Raw genomic sequence first — 15,576 nt, 5'->3', positions numbered from 1 at the left:
TGTTCATGGGCTCGAGAGAACAGCGAATCATAGGATTAGCTATCGTCAATGGCTGATCGGAACTCCTGCGGTTTGAAATGACTGCATCTTTGCGAATCAGGCGTATCCTTCCTTGCGCTGAACTGTGTCTCTACGATTGGCTTAGATCAAGCGCTTTTTCTGGCTGATTGAATCTCCCATGGTCTTCTAGGCACTCTGCTCAAGCTTGCGGCAAATCTCTCCTGGGGTATGAGACCTATCCAGGCGTCGGCTAATGAGCGGCTGCTTCTGGCCGTTTTCTGCCAATCCAGATTGGCGAAATCAATACCAATGAGAGACGCCATACGCAGCTACCTTCCACCTTCCCAACCCCTCACCCATTCCTCCCCAACCTATACCCACTGACCGCCTCGTAAACCGCCTTCCGCAACCGGTTGATCCCGCCGATCGGCCGATGCTCCGGCAGCGCGTGCCAGGGGTTGAACGAAAGGTTGTCACAGAACAGGTTCTGTTCCCGGCTATCGAAATCCTGAGCTGGCACAATGATGTCGGCTATGGTAGCGAAGGGCGCGTCCGACTCCTTCCATTCGACGCTGGTGTCTTCGATGGGCATGTACTTGCCCGGGTCCTGGCGCTGCACCTGGAAGGCGTAGCAGGCGGGGGTGCGGTCGATGGAGAGTTGCTGGTACAGGGCGGCGCGGAGGAAGTTGGGCAGGTCCTGGTTCTGCTTCGGTAGCTCGTAGGCCGGGCACTTCTCCGGGGCGGGGACGACGCGGAACTTGATGTTGTGTTCGCCCAGCTTGTACGGCGAGATGCCGTTGTAGCCGGCGTGCAGTGGGCTGTCCGGGGCGGGGGCGAGGGTGCGCAGGGCGATCAGTAGGTGGCGCAGTTCCCAGCTGGTGGGGCTCCAGTTGGGGAAGAAGGCCAGGGCTTTCTTGCCGTCGGCCTGGGCGGCGAAGTTCTGCCGGTATTCGGCGATGTCGCGGATGAAGAACACCGGCTGGTTGAACATGACGAAGTCCTGCTCGCCGTCATGGCCGCGGCCGGGCAGGAGTTTTTCGCCGGGCACGTCGAGCAGCTTGATGGCCATGCCGCGCGCGTCGTTCTTGCTGTCGAACTGCGGGTAGGCGTTGCCGTTGGAGAAGCGCACCCAGGCGTTCCAGCTCTTGCCCGCTTCGGCGAACACGCCGCGACGCAGGGTCGGGTCGAGGTCGGCGCGTACCTTGAATTCGGCCTTCACGCAGCCGTGGGCCTTGGCGTGGGCATCGCGCAGGACGCGGGTGTTGTCGCGGTGCTGTTCGACCACGCGGATGGCGTCCTGGATGATCGCCTGGGTGATGCGGGCTTCGTCCGGGGCGATCTGCTCTTCCGCGGACACCGGGCCGGAGAATTTCCAGGCGTAGTAGAGGCTGCCGATGGCCCAGCCGCCGAGGCCGACGGCCAGCAGCAGGAGGAGCAGGCGGCCGAGCCATTTGCCGAGGAACAGCCAGGCGTGGGTGAGGAGTGCGCGCATGGAGTGGGTGTCCTTGGTGGTGTGCGTTGGCTGTGGGCTTTTATTCTTCTTGGGCGGGGAGTGCGCCACGATTGCTTCTCCCCGTCCTCTGGCTAGGCGTCCCCCCTGAAGGGAGAGGGGCTGCTAGGGGTGGAGAGGGGCGGCGGCGCCATGCCTCGCGCTTCTCCATTTCCCAGGTTCAGCGTTGCGCGGTCCGTTGCTCCGGCGCCGGGCATTTCGGGCCGGGCGTCCAGGGTGGGGTCTGGGCCGGGACCAGGCGGCGCTCGAATTCGGGGTTGCCGAGCACCTTCAGGTATTCCACCAGCGCCCAGCGTTCTTCCGGGCTGAGGGCGCGGCCGATCACGCCGTTCTGCCGGCAGCCGTCGCGGAATTCGTGGCCGCTGTTGCGGTTGCCGGTGAGGCGGGTGTCGAGGAGGAAGCCGCCGGGGAATTTCTCGGTGCGGAATCCAACGAATTTCGGATCGAATTCGAAGGTGCCGACGTAGAACTGCGGCGAGCGTTCGGCGGCCGGGGAGAGCAGTTGGAACAGGTTGGGCACCGAGCCGTTGTGCAGGAACGGCGGGGTCGCCCAGACGCCGTCCAGCGGGCGGGCCTTGTAGGCGCGCAGTTCCTGTACGCCGATCGGCAGGTCGAAGCCGTTCATGGTCTTCTGCTGTTCCGGCGGGATGCCGGCGTCCCGGTAGGCGCGCTGCTCGACGAAGGCGGTGATGTAGGCCAGGCCCTTGGCCGAGGACAGTTGCGAGAGGTCGAGTTGCTGCGGATCGGCGCCGATCAGCTGGACGTTCATCCGCGCCAGTTCGTTGACGCTCCAGCCGAGCTTGCGCAGGTCGTAGCGGTGGTCGGCGATGTTGTCGGCGGTGGTCGGATCGGTGCCGATCACCTCGGTCGGCACCATGTGCATGCGCCACTCGGGATTGCGTCCGGGGGCGGCGTATTCCGCCGGTTGCACCTTGGGTGCATGGCAGAAGGCGCAGTTGGCTTCGAACAGGGCGCGGCCCTGGGAGGCGCGTTGCAGGTCGATGCGGCCGAAGAGGTCTTCCGGCCAGGTCGGCGGTTTCAGCTGTTGCAGGGTTTCTTCCAGGGCGTGCAGGTCGTGCAGGCGTACGCTGGAGGCGTAGCGCTGCTCGCCCCGCAGCGGCTGGCCGTGCTCGTCGAAGATCTGCAGGCGCGCGCCGACGCCGAGGGCCTCGCCGATATTGCGCGCCATCGGCTGCATGGCCGAGCCGTTCCATTGCACCCAGTCGAATTTCCAGATGTCCCAGACCTGCGGATAGCTCACCGGGGCGTTGGCGACGCGGTAGTTGCTCGGGTCGATGGCATCGCCGAAGACGCTGTTGGCGATGCGCCCGAAGGCGTCGGTGCGGCCGGGGCCTTCCTCGGTGGGGTAGAGGTGGCGGCGGGTGTCGTTCCAGGCGGTGCGCAGGAGGGTGTCGAGGACGGCCTTGAAGTCGGCGCGCAGTTGCGACTTGTCCTGTTCGTAGCGTTCGCCGAGGACTTTCCTGGCGAAGCGGTTGAACTTGAACGGGTTGTAGTAGGTGGCGGCCATGCTCGCGCCGAGCGCCTGGCCGAAGGCGCCGCCGCGCAGGGTCGGCACGGTGGCGGCGATGGAATGCATGGCGGCACCGCCGTCGATGCGCAGCGACTTGCCCTGGTAGCGCAGTTCGCCGGTGTGGCAGGCGGCGCAGGTGATGTCCAGGTAGCGGGTGCCGGTCTTCTCGTCGCGGTGCTGGCTGAAGCCCACCGGCAGGTTGCCGGGGTTGAGGTCGCTGGCCTTCTGCTGCGGATCGACGAGGAAGCCGAAGCGGGCGAGGTATTCGGGGGCGGCGAAGGGTTCTTCGGAGAAGGGCAGTTCGAGGGCGGTGAACCAGTCGTAGTGCAGGCCCTTCACCAGGGTGCCCTGGGGCGTGTAGTAGAAGCGCTGGCGGGCCTCGTCCTTCCATTGCGGCAGGTAGCGTACCTCGCTCGGCGCCTGGTAGTGGGGCAGGTTGGGATTGGCGACGTAGTAGACCACCACCCCGACGACCGCCAGCACGATCACGCCGACAACCAGCAGAGCCTTTTTCACGGTGCGCATCAGGAACGTCCTTGTAGGCCTTTTTTTGGCACCGTTATGCCAAGGCGTTGGCATATTGGCAAGCTGCTATCAGCTTTTTTGACAAGGTTTTCTTGACAGCGAACGGGTAAAACGTTTGCGCAGGCCTCGCCTGGCGATGTTGGCGACGAAAGCTCGGTATTTCACCGGAGAAAGGTGGACGCCGGAGCGTCGTGGAACGGCAGGGCGAGGCGCCGGTGGCCTGCCGGTCAGAGACCGGAGAAGGCCAGCCAGGCGATGATTGCGGCGTAGAGCATCCAGGTGGGATCGGTACGGCGGTCGAGCAGGGCTTTCATTTCTTCGCCTCCGCGCTCCAGAAGCCCTGGGCGTTGCGGAAGGGCTGGCGGGCCAGTTGTTCCAGGCGGGTGATGCCGTCGGCGCGCATGGCATTGATCAGGGCCGAGAAGGATTTGGCGGAGTAGCTCATGGTGTCGTCTCCAGTTCCGTTCTGGTTATTCGGGGATCTGGCGACTATGTAAACATCGGCGTTGGCGAATGAAAAATGGATAGTCTCACTAGCCACTATCGATGGAATTGATTGATAGGCGAGAACATCTCCCCGCCGCAGGGCGGGGCGATGCGGATCATTCCGGGTTGAACAGGATCACCGCCGCGCGCAGCTTGCTGCGGCCGAAGCGGCTCATCTTGTCGAACTCGGCGTGGCTTACCGGGATGTGCTGGCAGTCCAGCGGCTGGCGGTGCTGGCTGTGGTCGACGTCGGGATCGTGGAGGTAGACGAAGTCCTCGTCGTAGTGGGTGACCAGCACCCAGTGCGGGGCCTTGGAGCGGGTCAGGCGGTAGCTGCTGATCAGCACCAGCGGCTGGCCGCCCCTGGCCAGCTGGCGCGGGATGTCGAGCCTGGCCGAGCGCTTCTGCTCGACACCCGAGGCGTCCAGTTCCTCGCAGAAGTCCTCGTGGACCAGGCGCATCACCGCCTTCTTGTCTTCGTTGCGTACGCCGTCGAGGAACAGCGGGCCGCTGGCGGACAGCACCAGCTTGACCCGGAAGCCGCGTCGCCAGGCGGCCAGCGCCAGGCCCTGGGGGCTACAGCCGCCGTGCCCGGTGGTCATGTAGATGGTGGTCGCCTCGCGCCACAGGCGCAGTTCCTCGCGGCGGGTCAACTGGCGCTCCGGTTGCAGCGCGCCCATGGCCATCAGCAGGCAGGCCGGGCCGCAGGTGAAATCGGTGGTCTGCCGGTAGAAGGGCACGTGGCGGCGCTGGTCGTGGCCGGGATTGCGGATGCGTTTCTCGAAGCGCAGCGCTTCGCTGTGGTCCTCGTAGTAGTCGCGCACGGTGGCGAAGGGACGGTAGCCGTTGCGCTCGTAGAGGGCGATGGCGCCACGGTTGTCCGGGCGCACTTCCAGGCGCATGTAGGCGCGGTCGTTGTCCCGCGCGGCCTGCTCGGCGGCTTCCAGCAGCTTCTGGCCGAGGCCGATGCCGCGGGCGCGCGGGTCGATGGCGATGGAGTAGAGGCGGGCCAGCGAGGTGCCTTCGTGGAACAGCACCAGGGCGTAGCCGAGCACGCCGCCGTCGCCCTCGGCTACCGTCAGGCTGGCGTGGGCGCGGGTGAGCATCCACTGGAAGTTGCGGCGGGACAGGCGATCGTAGTCGAAGCAGCGATTTTCCAGCTCGACCAGGGCGGACAGGTCGTCCGCGCCGGCCGGGCGGAGGGTCAGGTTCATAGCGGTCTCCACGGCCGCGGGCGGGAACTTCCGCGCGGGCGTGCTGTAATGGGTGCTGTACGCTTCGGTTTGCTGGCAGGCGCCATAGAGCGGTTTCGCAAGGGATTCCCGCCGAGTATTGGCCGGGATGCGTGCGCCGGCAAGCCGGTTCCGAATGCGCCGTGGTTTCGCTGTCCCCCCGGGAGGTGTCGTGAGCAAGCTGTTCATCATCGTGGAACGCAAGGAAGACTGGACGTCCTATTACCCCAGCGAGGATGTGGTCACCGCCCAGGAATACCTGGAACTGCCCATCGACGACGACACTGGCAAGCGGGTCCAGGTGATCAACCTGTGCCGGCACTACAAGTACCTGCGCCATGGCTACTACTGCTCGCTGCTCGCCGAGGCGCGCGGGCACAAGGTGATCCCCTCGGTGCGGACCATCAGCGAGCTGGCCAGGAAGTCGCTGTACAGCCTGGTCCTGGAGGACCTCGACCGCACCCTGGACAAGGCCCTGGCCGCGCACCCCTACGGCAGCACCGATGGTTTCACCCTGACCCTGTATTTCGGCCGTACCGACATCGAGCCGTTGCAGGACCTGGCGCGACAGTTGTTCGAGGCGTTTCCCTGCCCGTTGCTGCTGGTGGAGTTCAAGCGCAACCGCACCTGGCACATCGAGGGCATCAAGCCCGGCGCCATCCACAAGCTGCGCGAGGACCAGGAAGACCTCTTCGCCAACGCCCTGGACAGCTTCAGCCGGCAGATCTGGCGCAAGCCGCGTTCGCGCAAGCCGTTCCGCTACGACCTGGCGATCCTCCACGACCCCGGCGAGGCGTTCCCGCCGTCCGATGCCAAAGCGCTGAAGAACTTCGTGCGGGTCGGCCGCAGCCTCGGCATCGACGTCGACCTGATCGAGCGCAAGGACTATTCGCGGATCGCCGAGTACGACGCGCTGTTCATCCGCGAGACCACCAATGTCGCCGACCACACCTACCGTTTCGCCAAGAAGGCCGAGAGCGAAGGGTTGGTGGTGATGGACGACCCGGTGTCGATCCTGCGCTGCACCAACAAGGTGTACCTGGCCGACCTGCTGCGCAGCCACAAGCTGGGCATGCCGGCCACGGAGATTCTCTACAAGGAGAACCCGCAGGAACTGGAGAAGGTCGGCGAGCGCCTGGGCTTCCCGCTGGTGCTGAAGATTCCCGACGGCAGCTTCTCGCGCGGGGTGATCAAGGTGGAGGACCAGGAGCAGTTGCTGGCGGCCAGCGTCGAGCTGTTCGAGCGCTCGGTGCTGATCCTTGCCCAGGAGTTCTTCTATACCGAGTACGACTGGCGTATCGGCGTGCTCAACCGCAAGCCGATCTTCGCCTGCCAGTACTTCATGTCCAAGGGCCACTGGCAGATCTACGACCACAGCCCGGACGCCGAGGAGGTCAGCGGCGATTTCCGCACCATGCCCGTGCACGAGGCGCCGCGCAAGGTGGTGGAGCTGGCGGTGAAGACCGCCAACCTGATCGGCGACGGCCTTTACGGGGTGGACCTGAAGCAGGCCGGCGACAAGGTGGTGGTGATCGAGGTGAACGACAACCCGAACATCGACTGCGGGGTGGAAGATGTCTACCTCGGCGACGACCTCTACAAGCTGGTCCTGGAGGAGTTCGTCCGGCGCCTGGAAGTCAAGCGTCGCGGCTACGACTGATAAGACGATTTCGGCATTGGCGATATAAACAAAGATTCACTTTCGTGCGTCAAAAAATTGCTAGATTTTCCTTTCAGAGCGCCAACATGCCGTTTTTATGACGGTTCAAAGAATTGGCGCCGCAAAGGAGCACACATGTTAGATGCATCGAACCTCCGCCGTCTGCTGGTGGTGGACCCGTGCGACGATTGCCGGCGCCTGTTGCCGGGCCTTCGCGAGGCGGGTTGGGCAGTGGACAGCTGCGCGCTGGAAACGGCGCGCGAACGCGCTTGCGACGTCGGCCTGCTGCGCCTGCGGCCGTTCCACCTGGAGCGGCCGGAGACGGTGAAGGACCTGATCAGCCGCAGCGGCACCGAGTGGATCGCCGTGCTCAGCCCGGACACCTTGCCGCTGAATGGCGTCGGCGATTTCGTCTGCGAATGGTTCTTCGACTTCCATACCTTGCCGTTCGACATGGCGCGGGTGCAGGTGACCCTCGGCCGCGCCTTTGGCATGGCCCGCCTGCGCGGGCGCGGCACGGTGCCCGGCGATGCCGAGGGCGAGCACGAACTGCTCGGCGAGAGCCTGGCCGTACGCGACCTGCGCCGGCTGCTGGCGAAGCTGGCGCCGACCGACTCGCCGGTACTGATCCGGGGCGAGAGCGGCACCGGCAAGGAACTGGTCGCGCGTACCCTGCACCGGCAGTCGCGGCGCGCGGACAGGCCGTTCGTCGCGATCAACTGCGGGGCGATTCCCGAGCACCTGATCCAGTCCGAGCTGTTCGGCCACGAGAAGGGCGCCTTCACCGGCGCGCACCAGCGCAAGGTCGGACGGATCGAGGCGGCCGACGGCGGCACTCTGTTCCTCGACGAGATCGGCGACCTGCCGCTGGAGTTGCAGGCCAACCTGTTGCGCTTTCTCCAGGAACAGCAGATCGAGCGGGTCGGCGGTAACCGGCCGGTCGAGGTGGACGTGCGGGTGCTGGCGGCGACCCATGTCGACCTGGAGGCGGCGATCGACGCCGGGACCTTCCGCGAGGACCTCTACTACCGGCTCAACGTCCTGCAGGTCGGCACCGCGCCGTTGCGCGAACGGAGCGAGGACCTGCCGCTGCTGGCCAATCATTTCTCCCGGCTCTACAGCCTGGAGACCGGCCGCCGCCCGCGCCGCTTCAGCGAGGACGCGCTGGCGGCGATGGCGATGCACGCCTGGCCGGGCAATGTCCGCGAACTGGCCAACCGGGTACGTCGCGGGTTGGTCCTGGCAGAGGGAAAGCAGATCGAGGCCCAGGACCTCGGCCTGGAATGCGCGCGCGGCGACGGCCCGCCGTTGTCCAGCCTGGAGGTCTACAAGCTCTGCGCCGAGCGCCAGGCGATGTGTGATGCGCTGGCCCGTTACGGCGACAACCTCAGCGTGGCCGCGCGGATGCTCGGGGTGTCGCGGCCGACCTTCTACCGCCTGTTGCACAAGCACCGGTTGCGCTGAGTGGGCGGCGGGAGATCTGCCGGCCAGGCAAAATATCCTGCGTTTCCCAGCCGTAGCGAACTAGAATCCAACCGATCCCGACCGGTTCGCGACAGTTGCTCGTGGCGATTGACAGAATCTGTCAGATCGACGCATATTCACCTAACGCAAACGTTTGCGTCTGGATAATCTCCTGGAAAAGCCTCAATACAACGATAAGAAAAGCTGGAGGATACACCATGAAGCGGGTCGCTTCCCGGCGCCTGTTGGCTGCCGTTGTGCTGACTGCCTGTTCCTCGTTCCTGCCCCTGTCCGCCGTCCACGCGGAAACTCCCGAGAAGCCCAGGATCGCGCTGGTGATGAAGTCGCTGGCGAACGAGTTCTTCCTGACCATGGAGGACGGCGCCAAGGCCTACCAGAAGGAGCATGCCGACCGGTTCGAACTGGTTTCCAACGGCATCAAGGACGAGACCGATACCTCCAGCCAGATCCGCATCGTCGAGCAGATGATCGTGTCCGGGGTCGACGCACTGGTGATCGCGCCGGCCGATTCCAAGGCGCTGGTGCCGGTGGTGAAGAAAGCGCTGGACGCCGGCATCGTGGTGGTCAACATCGACAACCGCTTCGACCCGCAGGTGCTGCAGGCGAAGAAGATCGGCGTGCCCTTCGTCGGGCCCGACAACCGCAAGGGCGCGCGGCTGGTCGGCGAGTACCTGGCGAAGCGACTGAAGGCCGGCGACGAGGTCGGCATCATCGAAGGGGTCTCTACGACCACCAATGCCCAGCAGCGCACCGCCGGCTTCAGGGATGCGATGGACGCGGCGGGGATGAAGATCGTCTCCTTGCAGTCGGGCAACTGGGAAATCGAGAAGGGCAACGCGGTGGCTTCGGCGATGCTCAACGAGCATCCGGACCTCAAGGCGCTGCTCGCCGGCAACGACAGCATGGCCCTCGGCGCGGTATCGGCGGTGCGCGCGGCGGGCCGCGCCGGGCAGGTGAAGGTGGTCGGCTACGACAATATCCAGGCGATCAAGCCGATGCTCAAGGATGGCCGGGTGCTGGCCACTGCCGACCAGTTCGCCGCGAAGCAGGCGGTGTTCGGTATCCAGACCGCGCTCAAGCTGCTCGCCGGGCAAACCCCGGAACATGAGAAGGACGGCGTGGTCGAGACGCCTGTCGAGTTGGTGACCGCGCCCTGAGCCGTCCGATGGAGCCTTCCCATGTCTAGCGACGCATTGCCGCTGCTGAGCATCCGCGGGGTCGGCAAGACCTACGCGCAGCCGGTGCTGGCGGAGATCGACCTGCAATTGTTCGGCGGCGAGGTGCTGGCCCTGACCGGCGAGAACGGTGCCGGCAAGAGCACCTTGTCGAAGATCGTCGGCGGCCTGGAACGTCCCGGCGCCGGCAGCCTGGAGCTCCTCGGCCGGCCCTACGCCCCCGGCAGCCGCCGCGAGGCCGAGGCGCTGGGCGTGCGCATGGTGATGCAGGAACTGAACCTGCTGCCGACCCTGTCGGTGGCGGAGAACCTGTTCCTCCACGACCTGCCCCGGCGCGCCGGCTGGATCGACCGTCGGCGCCTGCGCGCGGCGGCCCGCGAGGCGATGGCCCAGGTCGGCCTGGAGGCGATCGATCCCGACACGCTGGTCGGCGACCTCGGTATCGGCCACCAGCAGATGGTCGAGATCGCCCGCAACCTGATCGGCGACTGCCGCTTGCTGATCCTCGACGAACCCACGGCGATGCTTACCGCGCGCGAAGTGGACATGCTCTTCGAGCAGGTCGAGCGGCTGCGCGAACGCGGCGTGGCGATCGTCTACATCTCCCATCGACTGGAGGAACTGGCGCGGATTTCGCAGCGCATCGCGGTGTTGCGCGATGGCCGCCTGGTCTGCGTCGAGCCGATCGAGCGCTACGACGCCGACCAACTGGTGACCCTGATGGTCGGCCGCGAACTGGGCGAGCGCTTCGACCTGGGCCCACGGCAGACCGGTGCGCCGCTGCTGCGGGTGGAGCGGCTGAGCCGGCGCGGCAAGGTGCATGAGGTGTCGTTCGAGGTGCGCGCGGGGGAGATCTTCGGCATCTCCGGACTGATCGGCTCCGGGCGCACCGAATTGTTGCGCCTGATCTACGGCGCCGACCGCGCCGACGGTGGGCAGGTCCTGCTCGGCGATCCGCCGCAGCGCCTGAGCCTGCGTTCGCCGGCCGACTCGGTGCGCCAGGGAGTGGCGCTGATCACCGAGGACCGCAAGGGCGAGGGCCTGCTGCTGGACCAGTCGATCAGCGCCAACCTCGCCCTGGGCAACCTGCCGGCGCTGGCGCGCCACGGGGTGATCGACCGGCGCCGCGAGGAAGCCCTGGCGCGGCGCCAGGTGGAGGCGCTGCGGGTGCGCTGCGCGGACACCGCGCAGGCGGTGGGCGAACTGTCCGGCGGCAACCAGCAGAAGGTGGTGATCGGCCGCTGGCTGGAGCGCGACTGCCAGGTGCTGCTGTTCGACGAGCCGACCCGTGGCATCGATGTCGGCGCGAAGTTCGATATCTATGCCTTGCTCGCCGAGTTGACCCGCCGGGGCAAGGCGCTGGTGGTGGTGTCCAGCGACCTGCGCGAGCTGATGCTGATCTGCGATCGCATCGGCGTGCTCTCGGCGGGACGTATGGTGGACACCTTCGAGCGCGACGCCTGGACCCAGGACGCGCTGCTGGCGGCGGCCTTCGCCGGTTACAAGAAACGCGACGCGCTGCTGGCGACGTCGTGAACACGCAACGCAAGGAACCAGAAATGAGCGACCCGACGTCTTCCGCTACCGCCGCCGCAGCGCCAACCCTGCGACGCGGCAACTATTTCGGCCTGGGCACCTACCTCGGCCTGGCCGGCGCGCTGCTGGCGATGATCGCGCTGTTCTCGGCGCTGAGCAGCCACTTCCTCAGCTATGGCACCTTCCTCGCCATCGCCAACCAGATCCCCGATCTGGTGGTGCTGGCGGTGGGCATGACCTTCATTCTGATCGTCGGCGGCATCGATCTCTCGGTAGGCTCGGTGCTGGCCCTGGCGGCCTCGGCGGTAAGCCTGGCGACGCTCGGCTGGGGCTGGGGCGTGCTGCCGGCGGCGATGCTCGGGATGGCCTGCGCGACCCTGGCCGGCTGCGTCACCGGTTCGATCACGGTGGCCTGGCGGATTCCCTCGTTCATCGTGTCCCTCGGGGTGCTGGAGATGGCCCGTGGGCTGGCCTACCAGATGACCGACTCGCGCACGGCCTATATCGGCGACGCCTATGCCTGGCTGTCCAATCCGCTGGCGTTCGGCATCTCGCCGGCCTTCGTGATCGCCCTGCTGGTGATGTTCGCCGCCCAGGCGGTGCTCACCCGCACGGTGTTCGGCCGCTACCTGATCGGCATCGGCACCAACGAAGAAGCGGTGCGATTGGCCGGTGTGAACCCGAAACCCTATAAGATTGCAGTATTCGCCCTGATGGGGCTGCTCGCCGGGTTGGCCGCGCTGTTCCAGATCTCGCGTCTGGAAGCGGCCGATCCCAACGCCGGGGTCGGCCTGGAACTCCAGGTCATCGCCGCGGTGGTGATCGGCGGCACCAGCCTGATGGGCGGGCGAGGTTCGGTGGTCAGCACCTTCTTCGGCGTGCTGATCATTTCCGTATTGGCGGCGGGGCTGGCGCAGATCGGTGCGTCGGAGCCGACCAAACGAATCATTACCGGGGCGGTGATCGTGGTAGCGGTGGTGCTGGATACCTATCGCAGCCATCGCGCCCGCAGACAGGGCTGAACGATGGCGACAATGAAGGACGTGGCGGCGATGGCGGGGGTTTCCTTCACCACCGTATCGCATGTGGTGAACAGGACGCGGCCGGTCAGCGACGCGGTGCGCAAGAAGGTCGAGGACGCCATCGCGCAGCTGCACTACGTGCCCAGCGCGGTGGCGCGCTCGCTGAAGGTGCGCACCACCTCGATCATCGGCCTGCTGGTGCCGAACAGTACCAACCCGTATTTCGCCGAGCTGTCGCGCGGCATCGAGGATTGCTGCGAGCGCAACGGCTACTGCGTGATCCTCTGCAACTCCGACGACAACCCGCAGAAGCAGGCCAACTACCTGCGCGTGCTCCAGGAGAAACGCATCGACGGCCTGGTCCTGGCGTCCGCCGGCGGCGACGGCGCGCTGGCCAAGGGACTGGCGAACATGCGCACGCCGACCGTGATCGTCGACCGCGAGGTGGAAGGCGTGGAAGCCGACCGGGTGCAGATCGACCATGAGATGGGCGCCTACCTGGCGACCCGCCACCTGCTCGAACTGGGCCATCGCGACATCGCCTGCATCGGCGGGCCGCTGTCGACCAAGGTCTCGACGCTGCGGGTCGAGGGCTACCGGCGGGCGATGGCCAAGGCCGGCCTGGAGGTGCGCCCGCAGTGGCTGCTGGAAAGCGAGTTCAGCAGCCCCGGCGGCTACCACGCGGCGCTCGGCCTGCTGGGCGGCGAGGGCGAGCGACCGACGGCGATCGTCGCCGGCAACGACATGATCGGCATCGGCGTGCTGCGCGCCGCGGCCGAGCTGAATATCAGGGTGCCGCACGAACTGTCGGTGATCGGCTTCGACGATATCGAGCTGAGCCGCTTCGTGTTTCCCGCCTTGACCACCGTGGGCCAGTCGATCCGCCTGCTTGGCGAGATCGCTGCGCAATTGCTGCTGCAACGCATCGCCGAGCGCGAGGAGCCGATGCAGCGGCGGGTGGTGGCGCCGGCGCTGGTCCTGCGCGAATCCACCGCGCCGCCGCTGGTGCGGGTCTGAACCGGGCGCCGGGGGCGCCCTCGCTAGAGAGAGGCTGGAACAAGGACGCAACGATGCAAGCGAAAGTACTGGTGGTGGGCAGCCTGAACATGGACCTGGTGGTGCGCGCGCCGCGCCTGCCACGGGGCGGCGAGACCCTCGCCGGGCAGTCCTTCATCACCGTTCCCGGCGGCAAGGGAGCCAACCAGGCGGTCGCCGCGGCGCGTCTCGGCGCGGAGGTGGCGATGATCGGCTGCCTTGGCGACGATGCCTACGGCGACCAGCTGTACCGCGCGCTGCAGGCCGAGGGCATCGACTGCCAGGGCGTCGAGCGGGTGGCCGGGGAGTCCAGCGGAGTGGCGCTGATCGTGGTCGACGACAGCAGCCAGAACGCCATCGTCATCGTCGCCGGCGGCAACGGCCACCTGTCGCCGGCCGTGCTGGCGCGCCACGAGCACTTGCTGGAGCAGGCGCAGGTGGTGGTCTGCCAGCTGGAAAGCCCGCTGGAGACGGTTGGCCATGTGCTGCGCCGGGCCCATGCGCTGGGCAAGACGGTGATCCTCAACCCGGCGCCGGCCACCCGCGACGTGCCGGCGGAGTGGCTGCCGCTGGTGGACTACCTGGTCCCCAACGAGACCGAAAGCGAACTGCTCTGCCGCCTGCCGGTGGACTCCCTGGAGAGCGCCGGGCGTGCCGCCGAGCGCCTGCGCGAAATGGGCGCCGGCAGGGTGATCGTCACCCTCGGCGCACAGGGCGCCCTGCTGGTGGGCGAGGGGCGGGTCGAGCATTTCCCGGTGGCGCGGGTCAAGGCGCTGGATACCACGGCGGCCGGGGACACCTTCGTCGGCGGCTTCGCCGCGGCCCTTGCGCGCGGCCTCGACGAGGCGGCGGCGATCCGTTTCGGCCAGGCCGCCGCGGCGATCTCGGTGACCCGCCTCGGCGCGCAGACCTCGATCCCCTCGCGCGAGGAAGTCGAGCGGGCGCTCGCTGGCGAGGCTTGAGAGGGACGGTGCCGTTGCTACCGGCGGATAACGCCTGCGCAGCTAGGCGAGGATCGCTCCCAGGCTCACGCATCCCTTCGAGGGGTAGGGCATGCCCAGGCTCGAACGGTGGCCCCTCAGAAGTAGTAGGGGAATTTCACGCCGAAGGTAAAGTCCGGCGCGTCCGGAGTGATGCCGATGGACAGGCTGGGCACGATGCTGAACCTGTTGCTCACCGCATAGGTCATGCCCAGGCCGAAGTAGCCGGCGTTGGCGTCGCTGCCGCTGACGGTCTGCCAGCTCTGGCCGTCCTGCTTGACCTTGCTCTTCTGGCTGATCAGCTCTGAGAAGGAGAACGACATGCTCATCTTCTCGTTCAGCGCGAAGGCCACGCCGACGCCGAGTTGGAACCAGTTGCCGAGCTTGACCTTGCCGCCGGTCTTCACGCCTTGCTGCGGGTTGATGTCGTCGAACGACTCTTCGAAGTTGTAGGTATACGACAGGCTGCCGAACAGCACCGCCGGGTCCACCGTCTTCACCAGCGAGATGCCCGGGGTGATCGACCAGACGCCGTTGCCGGTGGGCAGGTCGTCGGGCACGTTGAGGTTGTTGTTGCCCGGTACCTGCTTCAGCTTGATGCCGTAGGGATCCTTGCCGGTGGGCGCCTTGACCCGCAGGCTGACCACCGCGTCCGGGGTGCTCTCGCTTTCGTCGAGGAACTTGTAGGCGACGCCGAAGCTGACGTCGCCCAGGCGTGGGTCGCCGGTCACCGATTTCTCGGTGATCTGCGAGGTCGAGCCGCCGGCGCCGGCGGACTGGTAGGTCGATTCGCGATAGACCACCGGGGCGTTGATATCCACCTGCCAGCGCTGGTTCCAGTTGTAGCGGCCGGTCAGGTCGAGGGTCCAGATGTCGGCATCGATCTGGTCCACGCCGATGTTGCCGAGGAAGATCGAGTCCAGCGCCAGGAAGCCGTTGAGGAACAACTGGCGGGTGTCGTAGTGGCTGTAGGTGAGGCCGGTCTCCAGGCTGAAGGTGCCGCCGCCGAAGAAGCCGCTGGCGTCCTGGTAGATGTTTTCCACGCTGGGCGCGGGCGCGCCATCGTCCTTGAGGCTGGCGCCGTAGGTGCCGGCGACTGCGTTGGCGTCGTTGCGCGCCTGCGCCGGCGGCTGGATCGACTTGACCAGGCGTTGCGGCTGCGGCGCCTGGGGTTGCGCCTCGACCTGGCGCACGCGCTGTTCGAGGACCATCAGGGCGTTCTGCTGGGCCTCGTAGCGTTGGCGCAGCTCCAGGAGTTCCTTCTTCAGCGCCTCGACCTCGGACTCCGTCGCGGCCTGCGCCAGGAACGGGGAAACCAGGGTGGTGGCGCAGAGGACAGCTCGCAGCGAGAGTGTCTGGGTCATGTTTGCCGTTCCGTTTTTATGGCCTTCCGATAGCA

12 protein-coding genes are annotated in these 15,576 nt (G+C 66.5%); 7 read left to right on the top strand and 5 right to left on the bottom strand.

The window, feature by feature from the left end:
* Positions 1–352 precede the first annotated feature (352 nt).
* From ACI766_RS16035 to ACI766_RS16020, 4 genes are all read right to left on the bottom strand, one after another.
* Positions 353–1,492, bottom strand: a complete 1,140-nt coding sequence (locus tag ACI766_RS16035; RefSeq protein ID WP_087823960.1) for a catalase family protein — start codon at positions 1,490–1,492, stop codon at positions 353–355.
* A 178-nt stretch (positions 1,493–1,670) separates the two neighbouring features.
* Positions 1,671–3,566, bottom strand: a complete 1,896-nt coding sequence (locus ACI766_RS16030; RefSeq protein ID WP_087823961.1) for a di-heme-cytochrome C peroxidase — start codon at positions 3,564–3,566, stop codon at positions 1,671–1,673.
* A gap of 310 nt (positions 3,567–3,876) precedes the next feature.
* Positions 3,877–4,011 carry a hypothetical protein gene (locus tag ACI766_RS16025; protein ID WP_003088290.1) on the bottom strand — a complete coding sequence of 45 codons (135 nt, stop codon included), beginning with the start codon at positions 4,009–4,011 and terminating at the stop codon, positions 3,877–3,879.
* Positions 4,012–4,168: 157 nt separating this feature from the next.
* The gene (locus ACI766_RS16020) at positions 4,169–5,266 is read right to left on the bottom strand and encodes a GNAT family N-acetyltransferase/peptidase C39 family protein (protein ID WP_058167849.1); all 1,098 of its coding nucleotides are present in this window, start codon (positions 5,264–5,266) and stop codon (positions 4,169–4,171) included.
* 190 nt (positions 5,267–5,456) lie between these two features.
* Here ACI766_RS16020 and ACI766_RS16015 point away from each other — a divergent pair, with 190 nt between their 5' ends.
* From ACI766_RS16015 to rbsK, 7 genes are all read left to right on the top strand, one after another.
* Positions 5,457–6,944 (top strand): RimK family protein, encoded by a 1,488-nt coding sequence (locus ACI766_RS16015; protein ID WP_023132063.1) that lies wholly within the window; start codon positions 5,457–5,459, stop codon positions 6,942–6,944.
* A gap of 135 nt (positions 6,945–7,079) precedes the next feature.
* A complete protein-coding gene (locus tag ACI766_RS16010) occupies positions 7,080–8,408 on the top strand; it encodes a sigma-54 dependent transcriptional regulator (RefSeq protein WP_087823962.1) in 1,329 nt (442 codons plus the stop codon).
* A 218-nt stretch (positions 8,409–8,626) separates the two neighbouring features.
* The gene (locus ACI766_RS16005; protein WP_003088297.1) at positions 8,627–9,586 is read left to right on the top strand and encodes a sugar ABC transporter substrate-binding protein; all 960 of its coding nucleotides are present in this window, start codon (positions 8,627–8,629) and stop codon (positions 9,584–9,586) included.
* A gap of 21 nt (positions 9,587–9,607) precedes the next feature.
* A complete protein-coding gene (locus ACI766_RS16000; RefSeq protein WP_003102342.1) occupies positions 9,608–11,140 on the top strand; it encodes a sugar ABC transporter ATP-binding protein in 1,533 nt (510 codons plus the stop codon).
* A 23-nt stretch (positions 11,141–11,163) separates the two neighbouring features.
* Positions 11,164–12,162 (top strand): ABC transporter permease, encoded by a 999-nt coding sequence (locus ACI766_RS15995; protein WP_003088303.1) that lies wholly within the window; start codon positions 11,164–11,166, stop codon positions 12,160–12,162.
* A gap of 3 nt (positions 12,163–12,165) precedes the next feature.
* Entirely contained in the window at positions 12,166–13,179 is a 1,014-nt protein-coding gene (locus tag ACI766_RS15990) for a LacI family DNA-binding transcriptional regulator (RefSeq protein WP_003119158.1), read from the top strand.
* Between the two features lie 53 nt (positions 13,180–13,232).
* Entirely contained in the window at positions 13,233–14,159 is a 927-nt protein-coding gene (gene rbsK / locus ACI766_RS15985; protein ID WP_003450278.1) for a ribokinase, read from the top strand.
* 116 nt (positions 14,160–14,275) lie between these two features.
* Here rbsK and ACI766_RS15980 read toward each other — a convergent pair whose 3' ends face one another.
* Complete coding sequence (locus ACI766_RS15980; RefSeq protein ID WP_003088309.1) at positions 14,276–15,541, bottom strand: transporter; 1,266 nt, start codon at positions 15,539–15,541, stop codon at positions 14,276–14,278.
* Positions 15,542–15,576: the final 35 nt, after the last annotated feature.

Origin of the sequence: Pseudomonas sp. DL (assembly GCF_047199225.1) — a bacterium.
GTDB classification, from domain to species: Bacteria; Pseudomonadota; Gammaproteobacteria; order Pseudomonadales; family Pseudomonadaceae; genus Pseudomonas; species Pseudomonas aeruginosa.
Note: the sequence above shows the minus strand (reverse complement) of the source record. Positions and strands in the feature narration are given on the sequence as shown.

Bases quoted from the DNA above. Each gene is read 5' to 3' on its own strand.
- rbsK (WP_003450278.1), top strand. From the start codon at position 13,233: ATGCAAGCGAAAGTACTGGTGGTGGGCAGCCTGAACATGGACCTGGTG.
- ACI766_RS16005 (WP_003088297.1), top strand. From the start codon at position 8,627: ATGAAGCGGGTCGCTTCCCGGCGCCTGTTGGCTGCCGTTGTGCTGACT.
- ACI766_RS16010 (WP_087823962.1), top strand. From the start codon at position 7,080: ATGTTAGATGCATCGAACCTCCGCCGTCTGCTGGTGGTGGACCCGTGC.
- ACI766_RS16030 (WP_087823961.1), bottom strand. From the start codon at position 3,566: ATGCGCACCGTGAAAAAGGCTCTGCTGGTTGTCGGCGTGATCGTGCTG.
- ACI766_RS16035 (WP_087823960.1), bottom strand. From the start codon at position 1,492: ATGCGCGCACTCCTCACCCACGCCTGGCTGTTCCTCGGCAAATGGCTC.
- ACI766_RS16000 (WP_003102342.1), top strand. From the start codon at position 9,608: ATGTCTAGCGACGCATTGCCGCTGCTGAGCATCCGCGGGGTCGGCAAG.
- ACI766_RS15980 (WP_003088309.1), bottom strand. From the start codon at position 15,541: ATGACCCAGACACTCTCGCTGCGAGCTGTCCTCTGCGCCACCACCCTG.
- ACI766_RS15990 (WP_003119158.1), top strand. From the start codon at position 12,166: ATGGCGACAATGAAGGACGTGGCGGCGATGGCGGGGGTTTCCTTCACC.
- ACI766_RS15995 (WP_003088303.1), top strand. From the start codon at position 11,164: ATGAGCGACCCGACGTCTTCCGCTACCGCCGCCGCAGCGCCAACCCTG.
- ACI766_RS16025 (WP_003088290.1), bottom strand. From the start codon at position 4,011: ATGAGCTACTCCGCCAAATCCTTCTCGGCCCTGATCAATGCCATGCGC.
- ACI766_RS16020 (WP_058167849.1), bottom strand. From the start codon at position 5,266: ATGAACCTGACCCTCCGCCCGGCCGGCGCGGACGACCTGTCCGCCCTG.